This is a genomic window from Prevotella amnii DSM 23384 = JCM 14753 (assembly GCF_000378745.1).
GTDB classification, from domain to species: Bacteria; Bacteroidota; Bacteroidia; order Bacteroidales; family Bacteroidaceae; genus Prevotella; species Prevotella amnii.
The window spans coordinates 48,322-66,618 of the sequence record NZ_KB905270.1; the positions used below are offsets into that span (position 1 = coordinate 48,322).

The following is an 18,297-nucleotide window of genomic DNA, read 5'->3' on the forward strand; positions in this document are numbered from 1 at the left end:
ATAATTGTTTCTATGCAATTTCTTTTTTATAGATAAAGGTTGTTGGTATTTTATTTTAAGAGTTATAGTATAAAAAGAATTTTATAGAAAATGGAATTAGCTTATTAATATTATATGTTTAATATAATATAGAGTTGGGGTATGAGAGTGTAACTGTTTAGTGTTTTCGCACACAAAGGTGTTTGACTTGTGTCAAGAAAGTATGGCTTTTTGATAAAAAACTTTGTAATTTCTTTGTTGTACTATAAAGTTCTGCATACCTTTGCATCATCAAAAGGTTAATAGATTGTTTAGGTTAGTAATAATAAATTTAGGTTTTTAGTTATTTTATTTAGGTAAATGTTTAATAGATTGTTCAGGAATAACAAAGGCAACCGTGAGGCTCCCTTTTTAAAAAAGAACTTTTAAAGTATTAAACATACGCAAAACGCCAAAACTCGATAGAGAGCTTTGGTGTTTTTTTTTTAGGTGCTTTTAGTACAAGTGTTTTAATATTTAAAAGTATAGGATAAGATCTTTAAAGACTGTAACAACATAGCTAAAATGAAGGTGTATTTATGGTGAGGTTAAAATAAAAATTTGTAGCAGGTTAATGTTATGTGAAAGATATAACATAAGAATAAAGGTATAATGATAATAGAAATTATATTTAAAAACAAAGCAAACATAAAAAAATAGATATAAAATGTATGTATAATATCAAAAAATAGTATATTTGCATTCTTATAATCTATATTTATTATGTTTTATATATTAAAGCGATGTTTTGTTTGGTTACGCCGTATGCGTTACTCACGTGGCTTTGGGGTGCAATCTCCATGGGCATATAAGTTTGTTCGTGAGGTAATCAATAATCATACACACTACAACAAATATGACACATTGAAGCAACAAGTATTTGGTTTAGATAAGCGTAAACGCAAGTTGTGTAGATTTTATTATAGAATGGCAAGGTTTATTAACCCAAACCATATAATAGATTTTTATCCAGATAGTACAGCTTATAAGGCTTATTTTATGGCAAGTTCTCATAAAAAACCTTATTTATTAGTAAGTAACCGAACAAGTAAGGAGCAGCTCCACTTATTTATAAAAGAGCTAACAGCCAAAACAGTTCTTGTGCGTATTACTTTAGAGGGTTATTATGAAGAGTTTATAAATAATATTTTATCCAGTTTATCAGCAACTTCTGTAATTATACTTGAGCATATTCATAAAGATAAATATACTACACATTACTGGGAACAGATTATAGCAGACAGTAGGATAGGAGTATCGTTCGATCTTTATTACTGTGGTGTGCTTTTTCTGAATACAAAAATGTATAAGCAAAATTATATTATCAACTTTTAATCGTAAAGTTAAAAAGAAGATATAAGATTATTTGTGAAAGTAAAAACCTTGATTTTATCTGAAATTCTAAAGTTAGTAATAATTACTTTTTCTGTAAGAAAGATAGTTATATAAATAATAGAAAAAGTATATAAAAAAAGTGGCAAATAACTTGTAAATAGAAATAAAAATATTACTTTTGCAGCTATAAAATAATTATTTAACTTATAATATTATGTATTGGACATTAGAGTTAGCCTCTAAATTAGAAGATGCACCATGGCCTGCTACCAAAGATGAGTTGATAGACTATGCTATGCGTTCTGGAGCCCCTTTAGAGGTACTAGAAAATTTACAGGAAATAGAAGATGAAGGCGATGTCTATGATAGTATAGAAGACATTTGGCCAGATTACCCATCAAAAGATGATTTCTTATGGAATGAAGATGAGTATTAATTCTATAAGATAAAGTAAAATTTAAAATAATATTAGGGGTTGTTTGCATTTCATGCGAGCAACCTTTTTCAATAATTTACTTTTATGAGAAAGTTGTTATATTTAGTTTTCACCGTTTTATCTATATTATATTCAGATAATATAAATGCTCAAAAGGTACAATTTGGAGTGAGAGCAGGTTTAGATGTTAGTGAGATTAGCTTTAGTAGCAATATTATAGAAGAGAAAAGCTATAAGGGCTGGTTTGTAGGTCCTACAGCGAAGTTCTCTTTACTGCCAACAGGTCTTGGTGTTGATATTTCTACATTGTATGACTGCCATTCTGTAAATATAAAAAACACTATTGGCGAAAATATGACAATAAAGTATCAACAGATAGCTATTCCTATAAATTTAAACTATTCAGTGGGTTTAGGTGATATAGCAAGTATATCTTTTTTTGCAGGTCCACAGTGGAATATTAATATAATAAGTAATGAGTTTGAGTGGAATAAAATTAAAAGTTATTTACTTAATAATAGTACTTTTAGTATAAATGTAGGTTTAGGAATAAATGTCTTTAGTAATTTTCAGATAAGAGGCAGTTACAATATAGCTTGTGGTAAGTCGAGAGATGTTACTTTTGAAAATATAACTAACAATATAATCAAGGCAAAGAAAAATAATAACTCGTGGCAGATAGGTATAGTTTTATTTTTTAATAGGTCATAATAACACAAGCATAAAAAAAGGAAAGTATCTAATGCTATATGCTAATATTATTCTTCCAGTGCCTTTAGAGACACAGTTTTCTTATATTGTTCCAGAATCTCTTTCTGAAAAGATTGCAGTAGGAATGCGTGTATTGGTACCCTTTGGTAAAACAAAGACATACATAGGAATTGTAAGTTTGTTTCCTGCCCCTGCTCCTAATGAAATTACTGACAAGAAGGGTGATAAAATATCTTTTAAAGAAATATTATCTATATTTGAACCAACTCCAGTTGTTTTGCCTACCCAACTTGAGTTATGGCAATGGATAGGCAGTTATTATATGGCTCCAATAGGTGATGTATATAAGGCAGCTTTCCCTTTAGGCTTAAAAACGGAAGATAAGTATAAACCACGAGTAGAGCTTTATATAACTCTTACTGATTATTATAAAGATAATAATGCTTTAAGCGAATTGCTACATAATTTTGGAAGAGCAAAGAAGCAAGAGGTAGTATTGTTAAAATATTTGCAGTTAGCCGAAGTAGATAAGGTAAAGCATCTATCTGCGAATACATTATTAAAAGAGGTTACGCGTGAAGAGCTTCTTAATGAAAGCCATTGTAATATATCTATTATTCATGCTCTTGTAGAGCGAAAGGTGTTATGTACATATGAAAAAGAGGTGGGGCGTTTGCAGAGCGGTCTTGCTACACACTATGAAAAGATAAAAACATTAAATGAAGCACAAAGTAATGCGTATAATAATATTTTACTTCAGATGATGACGCATAGGGTAACTTTATTACATGGAGTTACCTCTTCTGGAAAGACAGAAATATATATACACCTTATTCAGAAAGCTATAGAGGAACATAAGCAGGTACTCTATTTAGTACCAGAGATAGCTTTGACGGTGCAAATGACGAGCAGACTGCAGACTGTTTTTGGAAATAGATTAGGTATTTATCATAGCAAATACAGTGATGCAGAGCGTGTAGAAATATGGAAAAAGCAGCTTTCTAATAGTCCATATAGCGTGATATTAGGAGTGAGGAGTGCTATATTTTTACCATTTCAGCAATTAGGATTAGTAATTGTAGATGAAGAGCATGAGCAAAGCTTTAAGCAGCAAGACCCTTCTCCTCGTTATCATGCACGTTCAGCAGCTATTATTTTAGCCAGTATACATAAGGCAAAAGTACTTTTAGGGACAGCTACTCCATCAATAGAAACTTATTATAATGCGCAAAAAGGGAAGTTTGGTTTTGTAGAATTGTCACGAAGATATAAGGATATACAGCTTCCTCAAGTGGAAATAGTTAATATAAAAGATTTGCGCAGACGTAAAATGTTATGTGGACCTTTCTCTCCTCGATTACTTAGAGTAGTGCAAGACTCATTAGAAAGAGGCGAGCAGGTTATTCTTTTTCAGAATCGTCGTGGATTTGCACCTATGTTAGAGTGTAGGGAGTGTGGTTGGATACCAAAGTGTCCAAATTGCGATGTATCGCTAACACTACATAAGAAAATGAATATACTTACTTGCCATTATTGTGGATATGCTAATAAAATTCCAGTAGAGTGTCCATGTTGTCATGCAAAAGATATTCGTAGTCGTGGGTATGGTACAGAGAAAGTAGAAGATGAAATTAGTAAAATATTACCTAAAGCTAAGATAGCACGAATGGATTTAGATACTACGCGAACACATAATGCATATGATCGTATTATTACCGATTTCTCTTTAGGTAAGACTAATTTGCTTATTGGTACGCAGATGGTGACAAAAGGACTCGACTTTGACAATGTTTCCGTTGTAGGGATATTAGACGCCGACTCTATGTTAAACTATCCTGACTTCAGAGCCTATGAAGAAGCTTTTACGATGATGTGTCAAGTAAGTGGACGCGCGGGGCGAAAAGGTAAGCAAGGATTGGTTATTTTACAAACAGGAAGTGAAGATTTAAGTGTTATTCAGCAAGTGGTGCATAACGATTATAAAAGTTTTTATCGTGATGTCTTAGAAGAGAGAAGAGCTTTCCATTACCCTCCTTTTTATCGTTTAATTTATGTTTACTTAAAGCATCGTGAAGAAAGTATTGTAGAAACAGCAGGATATGAGCTTGGAGCACGCTTACGAGAAATTTTTGGAGATCGTGTTTTAGGTCCGGATAAACCAACAGTATCACGCATAAAAACGCTTAGTATTCGTAAAATAGTGCTTAAACTTGAAAATAGAATAGACTTTATTAGAGTGAAGCAAGCACTTAGGGAAGTGCAAACTTCTATGTTACATGATAAACGTTATGGTGCTTTGATAATATATTATGATGTAGATCCTCAGTAAAAAGTAAATGGAAATAATATTATTAGGCTTTATTTGTAATAGTAGAGATATAGATTAAAGATATATAAAACAAAAAGAAAGCGACTTTATCTGCTTCACAGCAGTGTAAGTCGCATACTTGTTTATAAGAAATGTATAAATATTTTTATTAATTATTTGTTTGATTAAAAGTTAATATCTAACCCTAAACCGAATACTTTATTAGAACGAGTAAAGTCGTCAGTATTATTCACCTGTACTTTTTGTTCGCCTACATTGATAGTTTCTTCTGAGTTCTTTTTAAAATGACTGTATTTTGTTAGGAAGTAAGCTATGTTTAAACTGGCATTTTTAGCTACTTTTATCTTAGCACCAAACCCAAAGCTTACACTACTTGTTACAAAACTCATATCTTGTAGATACTCACCATTGCCAAGAGAGTAGTGGGTAAATTGTGCTCCAGCACTAACTGTAACAGCCTTTGTTATATCCCATTCAGTACCACCAAGAAGCTCAAAGGTATTACCTGCAAGTAGTTTCTGCTTGTCCTTATCCATTTTAGCGTCCTTATCAAAGTAGTAATTTACACTTCCTAATAAACGAACTTTCTTTGTTGCTTCAAATTGTGCTCCTGCAGAAAGCAAACCAGGAAGATCGTTAGGTGTGTTTACTCCATTTTTAAACTTTCCTGTATCGTCTACTTTTGTTTCGTTTTCTAAATTTATTTTGGTAGGAAGCTCATAGCGTGCAGCAAGATTCCATTTCCCAGATTTGAAGTCAATGCCAATAATAGGAGTTATACCCCATCCACGCTGAGTGCAGTCAAGTTGTTTATCAGATACCATTTCCTGACCTTTTCTGAAAGTAGCAGATGCTATTTCTGCCTTTTTTGCCATTTCGGTATATGTCTTCTTTTTAGCAGGCTCTGTAGCTGTAGCAGATAAACCGTTAAGCTGTGCAGCTTTGTTGCTATATTCATCTGCTTGTGCTTTAAAATAATTATGAAGATTTTCATCAGTGCCATTGATGTTAGCTGTGATATTTTTGATGTGACCTTGGTACTCATTGTAGATATAATTAAAACGTGTACCACCGTAAACAGCTAACTTATTGTTTATCTTATAAGATGTTCCTAATTGTAAACCAAAGACATATTGCTGCCCTTGCATAAACAAATCGGCATTATATCTTGGGGTCTTTGAGCCTAACCCCTTACTTTTAAGATATATTGGTAGCAATGATATAGTGCGCTCAAAGCTACCTAAGCCATTATTAAATGTAGCTTTTCCGCCTCCACCGGTTAAGCCAAAGCCCATTTGGAAGCTCCATTTTCCTTTATTATAAGCAGCCTGAATAGTTGGGAAAATAGGTACAGAAGCCTTGGCAATATATTCTTTTGCACCATTTTTATCTCCACCATTAAGTTTGAAAGGCTGATAAAAAGGAGTGTTTTCTAAGCCTTTTATATTTATACCTGATAGTACTGTACGAGTTTGGTATATATTCTGAACACCTAAACTAAGATGAAATCCATCGGATAAAAATGCTACACCAGCAGGATTAAAATAAACTCCATCTACACCAATAGCACCAGTTCTTGCCAAAGAACGTAAGTAAGGAATGCTTTGATTGGTATTTGTTAGAAGCCCACCGGCATTAGCTGTAAGCGTTGTTGCTAATAAACCAATCGTTGCAAAAACTTTAGTCTTCATAATTTTTTTAACTTTTTTAATTAAGTTGTTACCTAAAATACAGGTGCAAAGGTATTCTGTTTGTCCTAAATATCCAAACTTTTCTATTGTTTTATAACGTTTTCTTTATTAAGATATTATTTCTTTTTCTCTTAAAACCTTTATAAACAACTTATTTATAAATAATTAAAAAGACCGTTTTTTATATTTACTTGCTTTGTAAAATTTCACTTTTAAGTTTAGGATATTGTATTCGTGTATGATAAATAGCTTTTAATCGCTCTATTAAAACACTTTTTGCTGTAGTAATATCAAGAAAGGTTATAGGCGCGTCGTTAAAACTTCCTTGTTCTACTTGTTCATCTATAATCCTATTAACAAGGTTACTTATAGACTCTTCAGAGTATTCTGTTAGCGAATGAGAGGCAGCTTCTACACTATCGCTCATCATCAAAATAGCTTGTTCACGTGTAAAAGGGTTAGGTCCAGGATAGCGAAAAGGTGTAACATCAACCTCTTCATCAGGGTGTTCATTTTGATAATGAATATAGAAATATTTAACTATTCCTGCTCCGTGATGTGTAGATATAAAATCTTTTATCATAGAGGGTAGTCTGTTTTGTTCTGCAAGTTTTAATCCATATGTAACATGACTTATAATGATACGTGCACTTTCAATGTCTGTTAGCTTGTCGTGTGGATTAACGCCTGCTTGATTTTCTGTAAAGAACACAGGATTTATCATTTTTCCAATGTCATGATATAAAGCACCAGTACGTAATAGCTGTGCTTTAGCACCTATTTTATTAGCTATTTCTACTGCAAGGTTTCCTACAGTAATAGAATGCTGAAAGGTGCCCGGAGCTGTCTCGCTAAGCTGTCTAAGAAGCTGGTTGTTAGTGTTAGAAAGCTCAAACATTGTAACGGTGGATATGAAGCCGAAAGTTTTTTCTATAATTAACATTAATGGATATGTAAACAAAAGGAAAATACCATTTATGATAAGGTAAAGATAAATGGAATGATTGAGTTGAGAGAAGTTGCTTATTTGTGTAAGTTGTAGTGCTAAATACATAGCCCCAGAACCGAGAGTAACGACTATAGCAGTAACAAAAATCTGACTTCTCTTAGCCAATTCGCGCAAAGAGTAAATGGCTATTAACCCAGCTGTAAGCTGTAGAGCAATAAATTCGTATTGATATTTTACGGCAGCAGCAGATATTAATATCATAGTAACGTAGGTGATAAAGGCTGTACGTGAATCGGTAAAAACGCGCGTAAATATTGCTGCCATAGCAAAAGGTATTATATATATACTAAGCATTGCATGCTCTATCATTATTGAGGTAATGATAGAAAAAAGGGCAATAGTAGCATAAAGCAGTCCTAAAGTACGAGGTTTTTTAAGGTAATCTTTCCTAAAAAGGTTTAGATAAAAAGTGAAAAGTACCATTAAAATGAATACATAAAGTGTTTGTCCTATAATGGTTGATAATACTTCATTTTGTGAAGCATTACGTTTTTCCATAGCTTGTTCAAAGGAATTAAGTATTCTATAAGTTTTGGCATCTATAATATCACCTCTGTCTATTATGCTTTGTCCCTCTAAAACCATGCCCGAAGCTTGTGGTAAAAGGCTTAACATATCATTTGCTTCTGCATCACTTCTGTCTTTATCGTATATAAGATTTGGCTCTATATAGTCATTTAGGTTACATTGTTGTAGTGTTGCCCTGTAAGGAGATAGCTGTGGATCCATGAAAATCTGTTCATAAGCCGCAGCTGTTGAGTATACATTTTTCAAAGGTGTGCTTACAGCTTGTTTATCTGTTACTATTCTGATAAGTGCATTTGTATCTTTTGCAATATTATTATATTGCTGCGGATCTATTATGCCTACGGAGTAAATCTTATGAAAACGTTTTATAATAATATTATTATAATAGGTAGGTAGACCAGGAATACCAGCTTTGTAGGCATCTTCAAAAGCCTTTATATTTTTTGTTTCTACATTTTTTTGTTTATGATAATAAGGCTGAAAATTGTTTAAGATAGAGTCGCGTTCCTGTTTTATAGTTTCTTCTGTTTTAAAGATAGGAAAGTCGAATTTAGCTATTAATTGCCCATAAAGCCATGGTTTTCCCTCTTCGTAGTGAAAGAACTTGCCTTTATTTTTAGGTAAAAAGAAAGAAATAATAGCAGTAACTACTATGATTAGTAGTATCATTACAATTAGGTTACGCCAATAGTTATTCTTTTTATAGTTGAATTGAATCATATATTTTTGTGTTTGCTGTTATTCTAATAATATGCGAAAATACGAAAAAAATAGTGTATCATCGAAAAAAAACACTAATTTTGCACAAACTATTAATAGAAAAACAATGTCTGAAAGAAAAGTAAGAGTACGTTTTGCACCTAGTCCAACAGGTGCTTTGCACATTGGTGGTGTGCGTACAGCTTTGTTTAATTATCTTTTTGCAAAACAAAATGGCGGAAAGTTAGTGTTCCGTATAGAAGATACTGATTCACATCGTTTTGTAAATGGTGCAGAAGAATATATTATAGAGTCGTTTAAATGGCTTGGAATACAGTTTGATGAGGGCGTTAGTTTTGGAGGAGATAAAGGCCCTTATCGTCAGAGCGAGCGTCGTGATATATATAAAAAATATGTTGATGAATTGCTCTCTAATGGTAAAGCGTATATAGCTTTTGATACTCCAGAGGAGTTAGAGGCAAAGCGTGCTGAGATAGAAAATTTCCAGTATGATGCACATACTCGTGGAAAGATGCGCAATTCTCTTACCCTTTCAGAGGCAGAAGTAAAGGCTTTAATAGATGACGGTAAACAGTATGTGGTACGTTTTAAGGTAGATCCGGGTGAAGAGGTTCATGTTAAAGATATGATTCGTGGTGATGTCTGCATTAAAACAGACATCTTAGATGATAAGGTTCTTTATAAAAGTGCAGATGAATTACCTACTTACCATCTTGCAAATATTGTAGATGATCATTTGATGGATATCTCTCATGTTATTCGTGGTGAAGAGTGGTTGCCCAGTGCGCCATTGCATGTGCTTCTTTATCGTGCATTTGGCTGGGAATATACTATGCCAAGTTTTGCTCATTTACCATTATTGTTAAAGCCAGAAGGTAAGGGTAAGCTAAGCAAGCGTGATGGTGATAGGTTAGGGTTCCCTGTTTTTCCTTTAGAATGGGTTGATCCTAAAACTCATGAAGTTAGTTCAGGATACCGTGAAAGTGGTTATTTCCCAGAGGCAGTTGTCAATTTCCTTGCCCTTTTAGGTTGGAATCCTGGCACTGAACAAGAAATATTTTCACTTGATGAGCTTGTTAAAGCCTTTGATATATCTAAATGTTCTAAGAGCGGGGCTAAATTTGATTATAAGAAAGGTATATGGTTTAACCATGAATATATACTAAAAAAGACCGATAAAGAAATAGCTCAGTTGTTTGCCCCTATAGTAGCAAACAATGGTGTAAATGCTTCTATGGAGCAGATTACGCAAGTTGTTCACATGATGAAGGATCGTGTAAATTTTGTAAAAGATCTTTGGAGTCTTTGTTCATTCTTTTTTATTCCTCCTATTACCTATGATGAAAAGACTGTTAGAAAGCGTTGGAAAGAATATTCTTCTAAGCAGATGAGTGAGCTTGCTGAGGTATTGAAAGGCATAGACGATTTTACTATATCAGGGCAAGAGGCTGTAGTAATGAAGTGGGTAGAGGATAAGGGCTATAAGCTTGGCGATGTTATGAATGCTTTTCGTCTTACTCTTGTTGGCGAGGGAAAAGGTCCTGGTATGTTTGATATTTCAGCATTTTTAGGTAAGGAAGAGACTCTTGATCGTATATATAAGGCTATAAAGATATTAGGTTAATTATTTAGCAATATATAAAGCATAATAGCAGATGTATAACATAATCATGTATCTTACTCAGTTTTGTATAGCAGTGGGTAGCTGCTTTAGTAAGAAGCTGCGAAAGATGTGGCGTGGTGAGCGTGTTGCTATTAAAGTAATACGAGAGAAAATAGATCCTAACGCTAAATATGTTTGGTTTCATGCTGCTTCGTTAGGAGAGTTTGAGCAAGGGCGTCCACTTATAGAGAGGGTACGTAAGGAATATCCAGAGTACAAGATACTCTTAACTTTCTTTTCACCTTCAGGCTATGAGGTATGTAAGAATTATGCTGTAGCAGATATTGTTACTTATCTCCCAATAGATACTATTATTAATGCTCGTGCTTTTCTTCGTGCCATTCGTCCTGTTATGGCATTTTTTATAAAATATGAGTTTTGGTATAATTATCTTCATATACTTCAGCATCGTGGTATACCTACTTACAGTGTTTCTAGTATATTTCGTCCTGAACAGGTTTTCTTTAAATGGTATGGAGGTGGTTATAGTAGGGTGCTTCATTGTTTTACTCATTTGTTTGTGCAAAATGAAGAGAGTAAGCAGCTATTAAATGGTATAGGTGTAAAAAACAGTACTGTAGTAGGTGATACACGTTTTGATCGTGTTTTAAATATAAAAGAATATTGTAAGCAGTTACCTATTATAGAAAGTTTTATCCATCTTTCAGAAGATAATAAGCCTAAGGTCTTTGTAGCTGGTTCTTCTTGGCAGCCAGATGAGAGTGTTTTTTTGAAATATTTTAATACTCGTTCTGATTGGAAACTTATTATAGCTCCACATGTTATTAACGAAAATCATATTAAGAGCATAAAGTCTTTATTACAAAATAAGAATGTAGTATGTTACACGCAGACCACTGAAGATGCTGTTTATAATGCTGATGTATTAATAATAGATTGTTTTGGTTTGCTCTCTTCTGTTTATCGTTATGGCGATATAACGTATGTTGGGGGAGGTTTTGGTGTAGGTATTCATAATGTTCTTGAGGCAGCAGTATGGGGAAAACCTGTCATTTTCGGTCCTAATAATAAGCATTTTATAGAGGCTCAGGGCTTGAAACGTAGTGGTGGTGGATTTGAAATTAGCGATATTTCTACCTTTAGCACTCTTATGGAACGTTTGGAGAAAGATATTAATTTTCGTTTAAAAAGTGGTGCTTCGGGAGAAGAATATGTAGCTTCGCTTGCAGGAGCTTCAGATAAAGTACTAAGTAAGGTAAAGCTATGAAGTATCAGATAACTTGTGATAACTGTGGTTCTAAGTTTATAATAGATGCCGAAGAAGGCTCTACGGTAGAGTGTAAATGTTTTCATTGTGGAGGAATTATGGATATAACTTTGCCAGTAGTAGGCAAAGATCAAGAATATATTCCTCATAAAGAGCCTTCTTATGACAAGCCTTATACATTAGAAAAGGCAAAGGAAAGTCATTCTGCTATTATGCTTTGGAGCATATTAGGTGTGTTAGTATTTATATGTGTTTGTGCTGGAGCTTATTTTTATCTGCAGCCTTCAGGCACAGAGCAACCTGTTCAGCCACAAACAACAGTAATGGATACTATTCCTTATGAGCAGCCAGAGCCAGAGCCTGCAACACCTCTTGTGCCAGATACGGTAGAGACTGCACCACAAGTAAAACAAGAGGAAAAGGTTTCTACAGAAAGAAAAGAGCAGTATTTACCTACAGACTCCACACAAACAGAAAATTCTTCAGATCAAGAATAAGTGCGCCTGCAAGGGAAGTTTTATAGAAAACAGGATTCTATTTTAGATATATAAAATAAAAAATATACAATGAGAAAAATTATTCTAACAGGCGATCGTCCTACCGGAAAACTTCATCTTGGTCATTATATAGGTTCGTTACGCCGTCGAGTTGAGCTACAAAACATTGGGGATTACGATAAAATGTTTGTTTTTATGGCAGATGTGCAGGCACTAACAGATAATGCTGATAATCCTGAAAAGATTAGACAAAACATTATAGAAGTAGCATTAGACTATTTATCTGTTGGCTTAGATCCTTCTAAATGTGTGCTTTATATTCAGAGTATGATACCGGAGCTTGCCGAGCTTACCACTTATTTTATGAATCTCATCACTGTTAGTCGTGTACAGCGTAACCCTACTGTGAAGACAGAGATTAAGATGCGCAATTTTGAGGCTAATATTCCTATGGGATTCTTTGCTTATCCTGTTTCGCAAGCTGCAGATATAGCAGCATTTAAAGGTACAACGGTGCCTGCTGGTGAAGATCAAGAGCCTATGATAGAGGTTACTCGTGAGATAGTAAGACGCTTTAATCAGATATATGCACCAGTATTAGTTGAGCCTAATATAATGCTGCCACAGAATGCTACTGCACGCCGTTTGCCCGGTACTGATGGTAAAGAGAAGATGAGTAAGAGCTTAGGAAACTGTATTTATCTATCTGACAGTGCTGATACTGTTTGGCAAAAGGTACGTGGAATGTATACCGATCCTGCTCATATTAATGTATCTGATCCTGGACATGTAGAAGGTAACGCTGTGTTTACCTATCTTGATGCGTTTTCTACCGATGAGGATTTTGCTGAGTTTTGGCCAGAATTTGCTAATATAGAAGAGCTAAAGGCAGCCTATACAGCAGGTGGAGTGGGCGATATGAAATGTAAAAAGCTTTTGAATAGTGTTCTTAATAAGATACTTGAGCCTATACGTGCTAGGCGTCATACCTTTGAGCAAGATATTCCAGAGGTGTATAATATTCTTAAAAAAGGTAGTGAAGTGGCACGTGCAGAAGCTGCTAAAACTATGGACGAGGTGCGTGCTGCCATGCAGATAAATTACTTTGATGATGCAGAGCTTATACGTTCGCAAGCAGAACGCTTTAGAGCAAAATAAATAACATAAATGATAGTACCCTTTGCAGGGCAGATTTGTCTACCTTGATAACGATGTTATTGTGGCATATATATAGAATATTGTGCTGTTTATAGCAGCTTTGCATAGTTTACAAAAGCGTTTTATTTGATTGAGTATAGATAATATCCTATTCTAAAAAGATAATCAAATCTTTTTAGAATAGGATAAAAATAATCACTTGTAATGTAAAAAAAGAGTACCGATTTGTTATCGATACTCTTTTATATTTTTAATGAAAACTAATAATTTCTTTTTTTTTGAAGCTTGATTTATGGTTCACACCTCACGGTGCTCCCCAAAATCTTGCATCAATTGTTATCCTAAATCTTAAATCAATCTTTATTACTTTGACTAAAACCTGTATTGAACTTGTTAATCCTGAACAATCGCTTTTGTTCTTACCTTAAACTAAATAACTAAAAACCTAAATCTATTACTACTAACCTAAACAATCTATTTTTGTTTTTTGATGATGCAAAGTTAGTGCTGTTTTCGCACACACACAAGAAAAATGGCATAAAAATATATAGAAGCGGTGCTATTTTTGATACATATCAAGCATTCGTGCTTTTTTTATAGTTAATGGACATTTTTATATAAGGTGATATATTAAGTAAGGCTTACTTGTAGAATGTAAGTGTTATAGCATTATACTTTTAATAATCTATATCCTATGAAGCCACCTATTATGGAAGCTACAAATATGCCTATTTTGGCTTGTATGTGGAAATTAGGGTCGGCAAAAGCTAACGATGCTACAAAAATGGACATAGTAAAACCTATAGAAGCTAAGAAGCCTATACCAAAGATGCGTCGCCATGACATATCTTGTGATAATTTGCCTAACCCTATTTTTGTTAATACCCATACGGCAACTACAATGCCAAGTGGTTTTCCTATTAACAATCCCATCATAACCCCTATGCTGATGTTATTAGAAAAGATGCTTGTAATGTCCATATCTATAAAGTTGACCCCGGCATTTGCTAAGGCAAAAATAGGCATTATAACGAAAGAGACAAAGGAGTGCATACCATGTTCGAGGCGTTGTAGCGGTGGAAGGGCATTTATGGCTTCAGCTTTTACCTGAGTAATAATTTCTACCTGTTCGTGTTCTAAGGTTCTTACGTCGTTACCTTCAGCCTGAGCGAAGAGCCTTATCTGGCGGCGTAGCCGAGCCATGAAGGTGGCTTCAGGTATTTTTGCATCAGCAGGTATCATAAAAGCAGCTAACACGGCGGCTATTGTAGCATGAATACCCGACATTAAAAAAGCTGTCCACACACCACAAACACCCAGTAGTCCGTAAAATAACACGCTTTTTACCCCCATCTTATTAGCTATCATCATTATTAGCAGAAAAGCCACTCCTATAATAATATTTATAAAAGATATATTAGAAGTATAGAAGAGGGCTATCACTATAACCGACCCAAGGTCGTCTACTATGGCTAAAGTTGTTAAGAATACTTTTATAGATAGTGGCACTTTGTCGCCTAACATATATACTAAAGCAAGTGCAAAGGCTATATCTGTAGCCATAGGTATTCCCCAGCCGTTAGATACTTCAGTACCGAAATTGAGTGATAGAAAGATGCTTGCAGGTACTATCATACCCATAATGGCTGCTCCTATAGGTAAGGTTACCTTTCTTATGTCGCGTAGCTCACCACCAATAAACTCACGTTTGAGCTCTAAGCCTACTACAAAGAAAAATAGCGACATAAGCCCGTCATTAATCCAGTGCTCTATAGAAAAGTTAAAATACTGCTTGCCGTTTACAACAAAACCTAAATGGTATTCAAAGAAATGAGCAAAAGCGGTGCGCCAAGGTGAGTTAGCCATGATAAGAGCTATTACTACGGCGACAGCTAATACTATTCCGCCAGACTTTTCTTGTCGCATAAATTGTGTTATGGGAAAGAATACTTTTTTATTTAAAGTGTTCATGAGATAGTTAATGTTTTGATGTTTTAAATTATATTATTAATAAAAAATATCCTGAAAATGTTGTTTAATAAAATAGTTTTGGATTGGCAAAGTTAATAAAAACATTAGGTTTAGCAAGGGCGAAAGATAGGGAAAAAAATCTTATAAAGATTCTTTTATAACTTTTTACAGTCATATCAAGCTAAAAAAGTAGTAACTTTGTACCCTCGTATGCTTATCGTAGCTTGTCCCATGTATATTGTTTTTATGTAAGGGTGTTAGCTATAAAATAATAAAAAAGAAATGTCGTATCATTTATCAACTTACACAACGCATTATAAAAATCTTATTTTTTTAGGTGTGCCTATCATAGTAGGGCAGTTAGGTAATATTATTTTATCCTTTGCCGATACTCTTATGGTGGGGCATCATAGCACATACGAGCTGGCTGCTGCGGCTTTTGTAAATAATGTTTTTGCGCTGGCTATACTTATGTCGTTGGGTTTTTCGTATGCAATTACGCCTATCGTGGGCAAGCTTTTCGGGCAAGGTAGACCTTCGCGTATAGGCGAAGTAATGAAAAATGCTTTTGTTGCTAACACTGTTACTGCCATAATACTGATGGTAGCAATGGGGATATTATATCTTAATGTAGAGCATTTAGGACAGCCAAAAGAGTTGTTACCTCTTATAAAGGATTACTACCTTATACAGTATGTGTCATTGCCATTTATCTCATGGTTTAATACTTTTAAGCAGTTTTTTGATGGTATCACGGACACGCTTACAGCTATGTGTGTTATTGTAGTGGGTAACGTGATGAACATCTTTGGTAACTGGGTGCTGATATTTGGGCATTTTGGCTTTCCTGATATGGGGCTTAATGGGTCCGGACTTTCTACTTTGTTTGCACGTGTTGTAATGGCTTTAATCCTTTTTGCTCTTTTTAGAGGGCATAGACGTTATAAGGTGTATGCTGAAGGTTGGTGTAAAGGAAAGCTTTCATGGACAGATTTTAAAGAACAAAACTCTTTAGGCTGGCCTCTCTCTTTCCAAATGGGATTAGAGGCAGCTGCTTTTGGAGCTTCGAGCATTATGGTAGGGTGGATAGGAACTATAGCTCTTGCAGCTCATCAGGTTATGCTTACTATATCCCAACTTGGCTATATGATATATTATGGTTTAGCCGCTGCGGTAGCTGTGCGCACAAGTAACTTTGCCGGGCGTAAAGACTGGGAGGCAGTATGGATAACCTCGAGAGCAGGGCTTCATCTCATTTTGCTTTTAGCCTTTACCACCTGTATACCCATCTTTTGTTGTCGGCATATCATAGGGGGGCTTTTTACGGATAATGTGCAGGTGCAGCAGCTTGTTGCTATGCTGGTAGTGCCTTTTATGATATACCAGTTTGGCGATGGTATGCAGGTAAATTATGCTAATTCGCTGCGTGGAATAGGGTATGTAAAACCACTTATGGGTGTAGCTTTTGTGTCTTATTTTCTTACCTCTTTGTCTATGTCTTATCTTTTAGGTATATATTTTCATGGAGGTATTGTTGGTGTGTGGGCAGCCTTTCCTATATCGCTCACATTAGCAGGCATTCTTTATTATTATTATTATAGGAAAGGAATGAGCCGAATGGAGCAAGCATCATGATATAAAGGCTTTTGCCTTAGGGTAAAGAAACGAAAAAGGTGCGGAAAGCAAATGTCTGTTTATTTGCTTTCCGCACCCTTTTGTTTTGTATGTTATTTATGTGCAGAAAAAGCTGCAAAAACTTTTTCGGCTATTTCCTTTTGCTCTTCATTGCTTATTGTAACATGAGAATGAAAGTTAGCATCTTCTTCTTTGTTTATAGGCAAAAGATGTATGTGAGCATGGTTTACTTCTAAGCCATACACGGCTTGAGCTATCTTCTTACAAGGTATCACCTCTTTAAGAGCCTTGGCTACATGCTTTGCAAAGATCTGAAAGTCGGCTAAGTCGTCGTCTTCCATGTCGAATATATAGTCTATCTCTTTACGAGGGATTACCAGTGTGTGCCCCTTTGTTACAGGATTGATGTCGAGAAAAGCATAAAACTTATCGTTCTCAGCACATTTATAACTTGGTATTTCGCCTGCGGCAATTTTGCTAAAGATACTCATAATAACCTCTTTTTTTTTATTTATGCATCAATAGAAATCTTATCTATTCTTAGTTTTATTGTTCCGCGAGGGATTGTTATCTCAGCTATATCGCCCACCTTTTTGTTTAAGAGTCCTTGCGCAATAGGTGTCTTAATAGATATCTTGCCCTGCTTAATATTAGCCTCTGTTTCGCTTACAATGGTGTAAGTCATCTTTGTTTGGTTATCGATGTTGGTCATCTCTACTGTAGAAAGTATCTGTACAGCTTCAGTGCTTAAGCGTGAAGTGTCTACTATCTTAGCTTCGGCTAAAGTTTTTTTCATCTCAAGTATCTTTGCTTCAAGGTGGCGTTGTGCTTCCTTTGCAGCATCGTATTCTGAGTTTTCACTTAAATCGCCCTTATCGGCTGCTTCTGCTATAGCTGCCGATGCCTTTGGACGCTCTACGGATTCAAGTTGTTTAAGGTCTTCAACGAGCTTGTCATAGCCCTCTTGTGACATGTATGCCATAATTATTTCGTGTTATATATATTAATTCTACTTGTTTTAAACAGATATAAAAATAAAAGAATTCCAACACGTATTGCTTGCTGTCAGAATCCCTATAAATCTTTTTACCCATAAAATGATGCTACAAAGTTAGGCAATGTTTTTTATATAACCAATAGTTTATAGTTTTATTTACTTATTATTATTTTTTTTAGATAAAGTGTTTTTGTTCAGATATAAATGTTTAACTTTGCACGAATTAATAAAACATAAAGCTATAATATCTCTTTATGCTATGATATAAAGAGTAATGTGTAAGGTAATGGATATTTTTTTCAGTGTATATATGTATAAGCTAAAACGATATGGTGCGTTATGCTTAAGCACAGGTTTTGCTTGCCTAAAAG

At 34.6% G+C, this 18,297-nt stretch carries 14 protein-coding genes; 9 read left to right on the plus strand and 5 right to left on the minus strand.

What is annotated here, in order from left to right:
- The first annotated feature begins 741 nt into the window (after window positions 1-741).
- From F596_RS0103230 to priA, 4 genes are all read left to right on the plus strand, one after another.
- Entirely contained in the window at window positions 742-1,353 is a 612-nt protein-coding gene (locus tag F596_RS0103230) for a hypothetical protein (RefSeq protein WP_008448019.1), read from the plus strand.
- Window positions 1,354-1,567: 214 nt separating this feature from the next.
- Entirely contained in the window at window positions 1,568-1,789 is a 222-nt protein-coding gene (locus F596_RS0103235; protein WP_004337463.1) for a DUF2795 domain-containing protein, read from the plus strand.
- 84 nt (window positions 1,790-1,873) lie between these two features.
- Window positions 1,874-2,500 (plus strand): outer membrane beta-barrel protein, encoded by a 627-nt coding sequence (locus F596_RS0103240; protein WP_019035845.1) that lies wholly within the window; start codon window positions 1,874-1,876, stop codon window positions 2,498-2,500.
- 31 nt (window positions 2,501-2,531) lie between these two features.
- Window positions 2,532-4,829 carry a replication restart helicase PriA gene (gene priA / locus F596_RS0103245; protein WP_019035846.1) on the plus strand — a complete coding sequence of 766 codons (2,298 nt, stop codon included), beginning with the start codon at window positions 2,532-2,534 and terminating at the stop codon, window positions 4,827-4,829.
- A gap of 164 nt (window positions 4,830-4,993) precedes the next feature.
- On the opposite strand, the gene F596_RS0103250 is transcribed toward priA, so the two are convergent.
- Together F596_RS0103250 and F596_RS0103255 are read right to left on the minus strand one after the other, a co-directional pair.
- The gene (locus F596_RS0103250) at window positions 4,994-6,520 is read right to left on the minus strand and encodes a hypothetical protein (RefSeq protein ID WP_019035847.1); all 1,527 of its coding nucleotides are present in this window, start codon (window positions 6,518-6,520) and stop codon (window positions 4,994-4,996) included.
- Between the two features lie 187 nt (window positions 6,521-6,707).
- Complete coding sequence (locus tag F596_RS0103255; RefSeq protein ID WP_019035848.1) at window positions 6,708-8,777, minus strand: HD family phosphohydrolase; 2,070 nt, start codon at window positions 8,775-8,777, stop codon at window positions 6,708-6,710.
- A 106-nt stretch (window positions 8,778-8,883) separates the two neighbouring features.
- Between F596_RS0103255 and gltX the strand changes: the two genes are divergently transcribed.
- From gltX to trpS, 4 genes are all read left to right on the plus strand, one after another.
- Window positions 8,884-10,401, plus strand: coding sequence for a glutamate--tRNA ligase (gltX, locus tag F596_RS0103260; RefSeq protein WP_019035849.1), 1,518 nt, complete (start codon window positions 8,884-8,886; stop codon window positions 10,399-10,401).
- Window positions 10,402-10,432: 31 nt separating this feature from the next.
- Window positions 10,433-11,668, plus strand: coding sequence for a 3-deoxy-D-manno-octulosonic acid transferase (locus F596_RS0103265; RefSeq protein WP_024992612.1), 1,236 nt, complete (start codon window positions 10,433-10,435; stop codon window positions 11,666-11,668).
- The gene (locus F596_RS0103270) at window positions 11,665-12,165 is read left to right on the plus strand and encodes a hypothetical protein (RefSeq protein WP_019035851.1); all 501 of its coding nucleotides are present in this window, start codon (window positions 11,665-11,667) and stop codon (window positions 12,163-12,165) included. Before F596_RS0103265 ends, F596_RS0103270 begins: the two co-directional genes overlap by 4 nt.
- Before the next feature lie 69 nt (window positions 12,166-12,234).
- Window positions 12,235-13,323, plus strand: a complete 1,089-nt coding sequence (gene trpS / locus F596_RS0103275) for a tryptophan--tRNA ligase (protein ID WP_008448028.1) — start codon at window positions 12,235-12,237, stop codon at window positions 13,321-13,323.
- A 669-nt stretch (window positions 13,324-13,992) separates the two neighbouring features.
- Here trpS and nhaA read toward each other — a convergent pair.
- A complete protein-coding gene (gene nhaA / locus F596_RS0103280; RefSeq protein ID WP_019035852.1) occupies window positions 13,993-15,294 on the minus strand; it encodes a Na+/H+ antiporter NhaA in 1,302 nt (433 codons plus the stop codon).
- Window positions 15,295-15,576: 282 nt separating this feature from the next.
- Here nhaA and F596_RS0103285 point away from each other — a divergent pair, with 282 nt between their 5' ends.
- Window positions 15,577-16,929, plus strand: a complete 1,353-nt coding sequence (locus tag F596_RS0103285) for an MATE family efflux transporter (RefSeq protein ID WP_019035853.1) — start codon at window positions 15,577-15,579, stop codon at window positions 16,927-16,929.
- A 92-nt stretch (window positions 16,930-17,021) separates the two neighbouring features.
- Here the strand turns inward: F596_RS0103285 and F596_RS0103290 are convergent, their stop codons facing one another.
- The gene (locus F596_RS0103290) at window positions 17,022-17,420 is read right to left on the minus strand and encodes an HIT family protein (protein WP_019035854.1); all 399 of its coding nucleotides are present in this window, start codon (window positions 17,418-17,420) and stop codon (window positions 17,022-17,024) included.
- A gap of 20 nt (window positions 17,421-17,440) precedes the next feature.
- Complete coding sequence (gene greA, locus F596_RS0103295) at window positions 17,441-17,911, minus strand: transcription elongation factor GreA (RefSeq protein ID WP_008448036.1); 471 nt, start codon at window positions 17,909-17,911, stop codon at window positions 17,441-17,443.
- Between the last annotated feature and the right edge of the window lie 386 nt (window positions 17,912-18,297).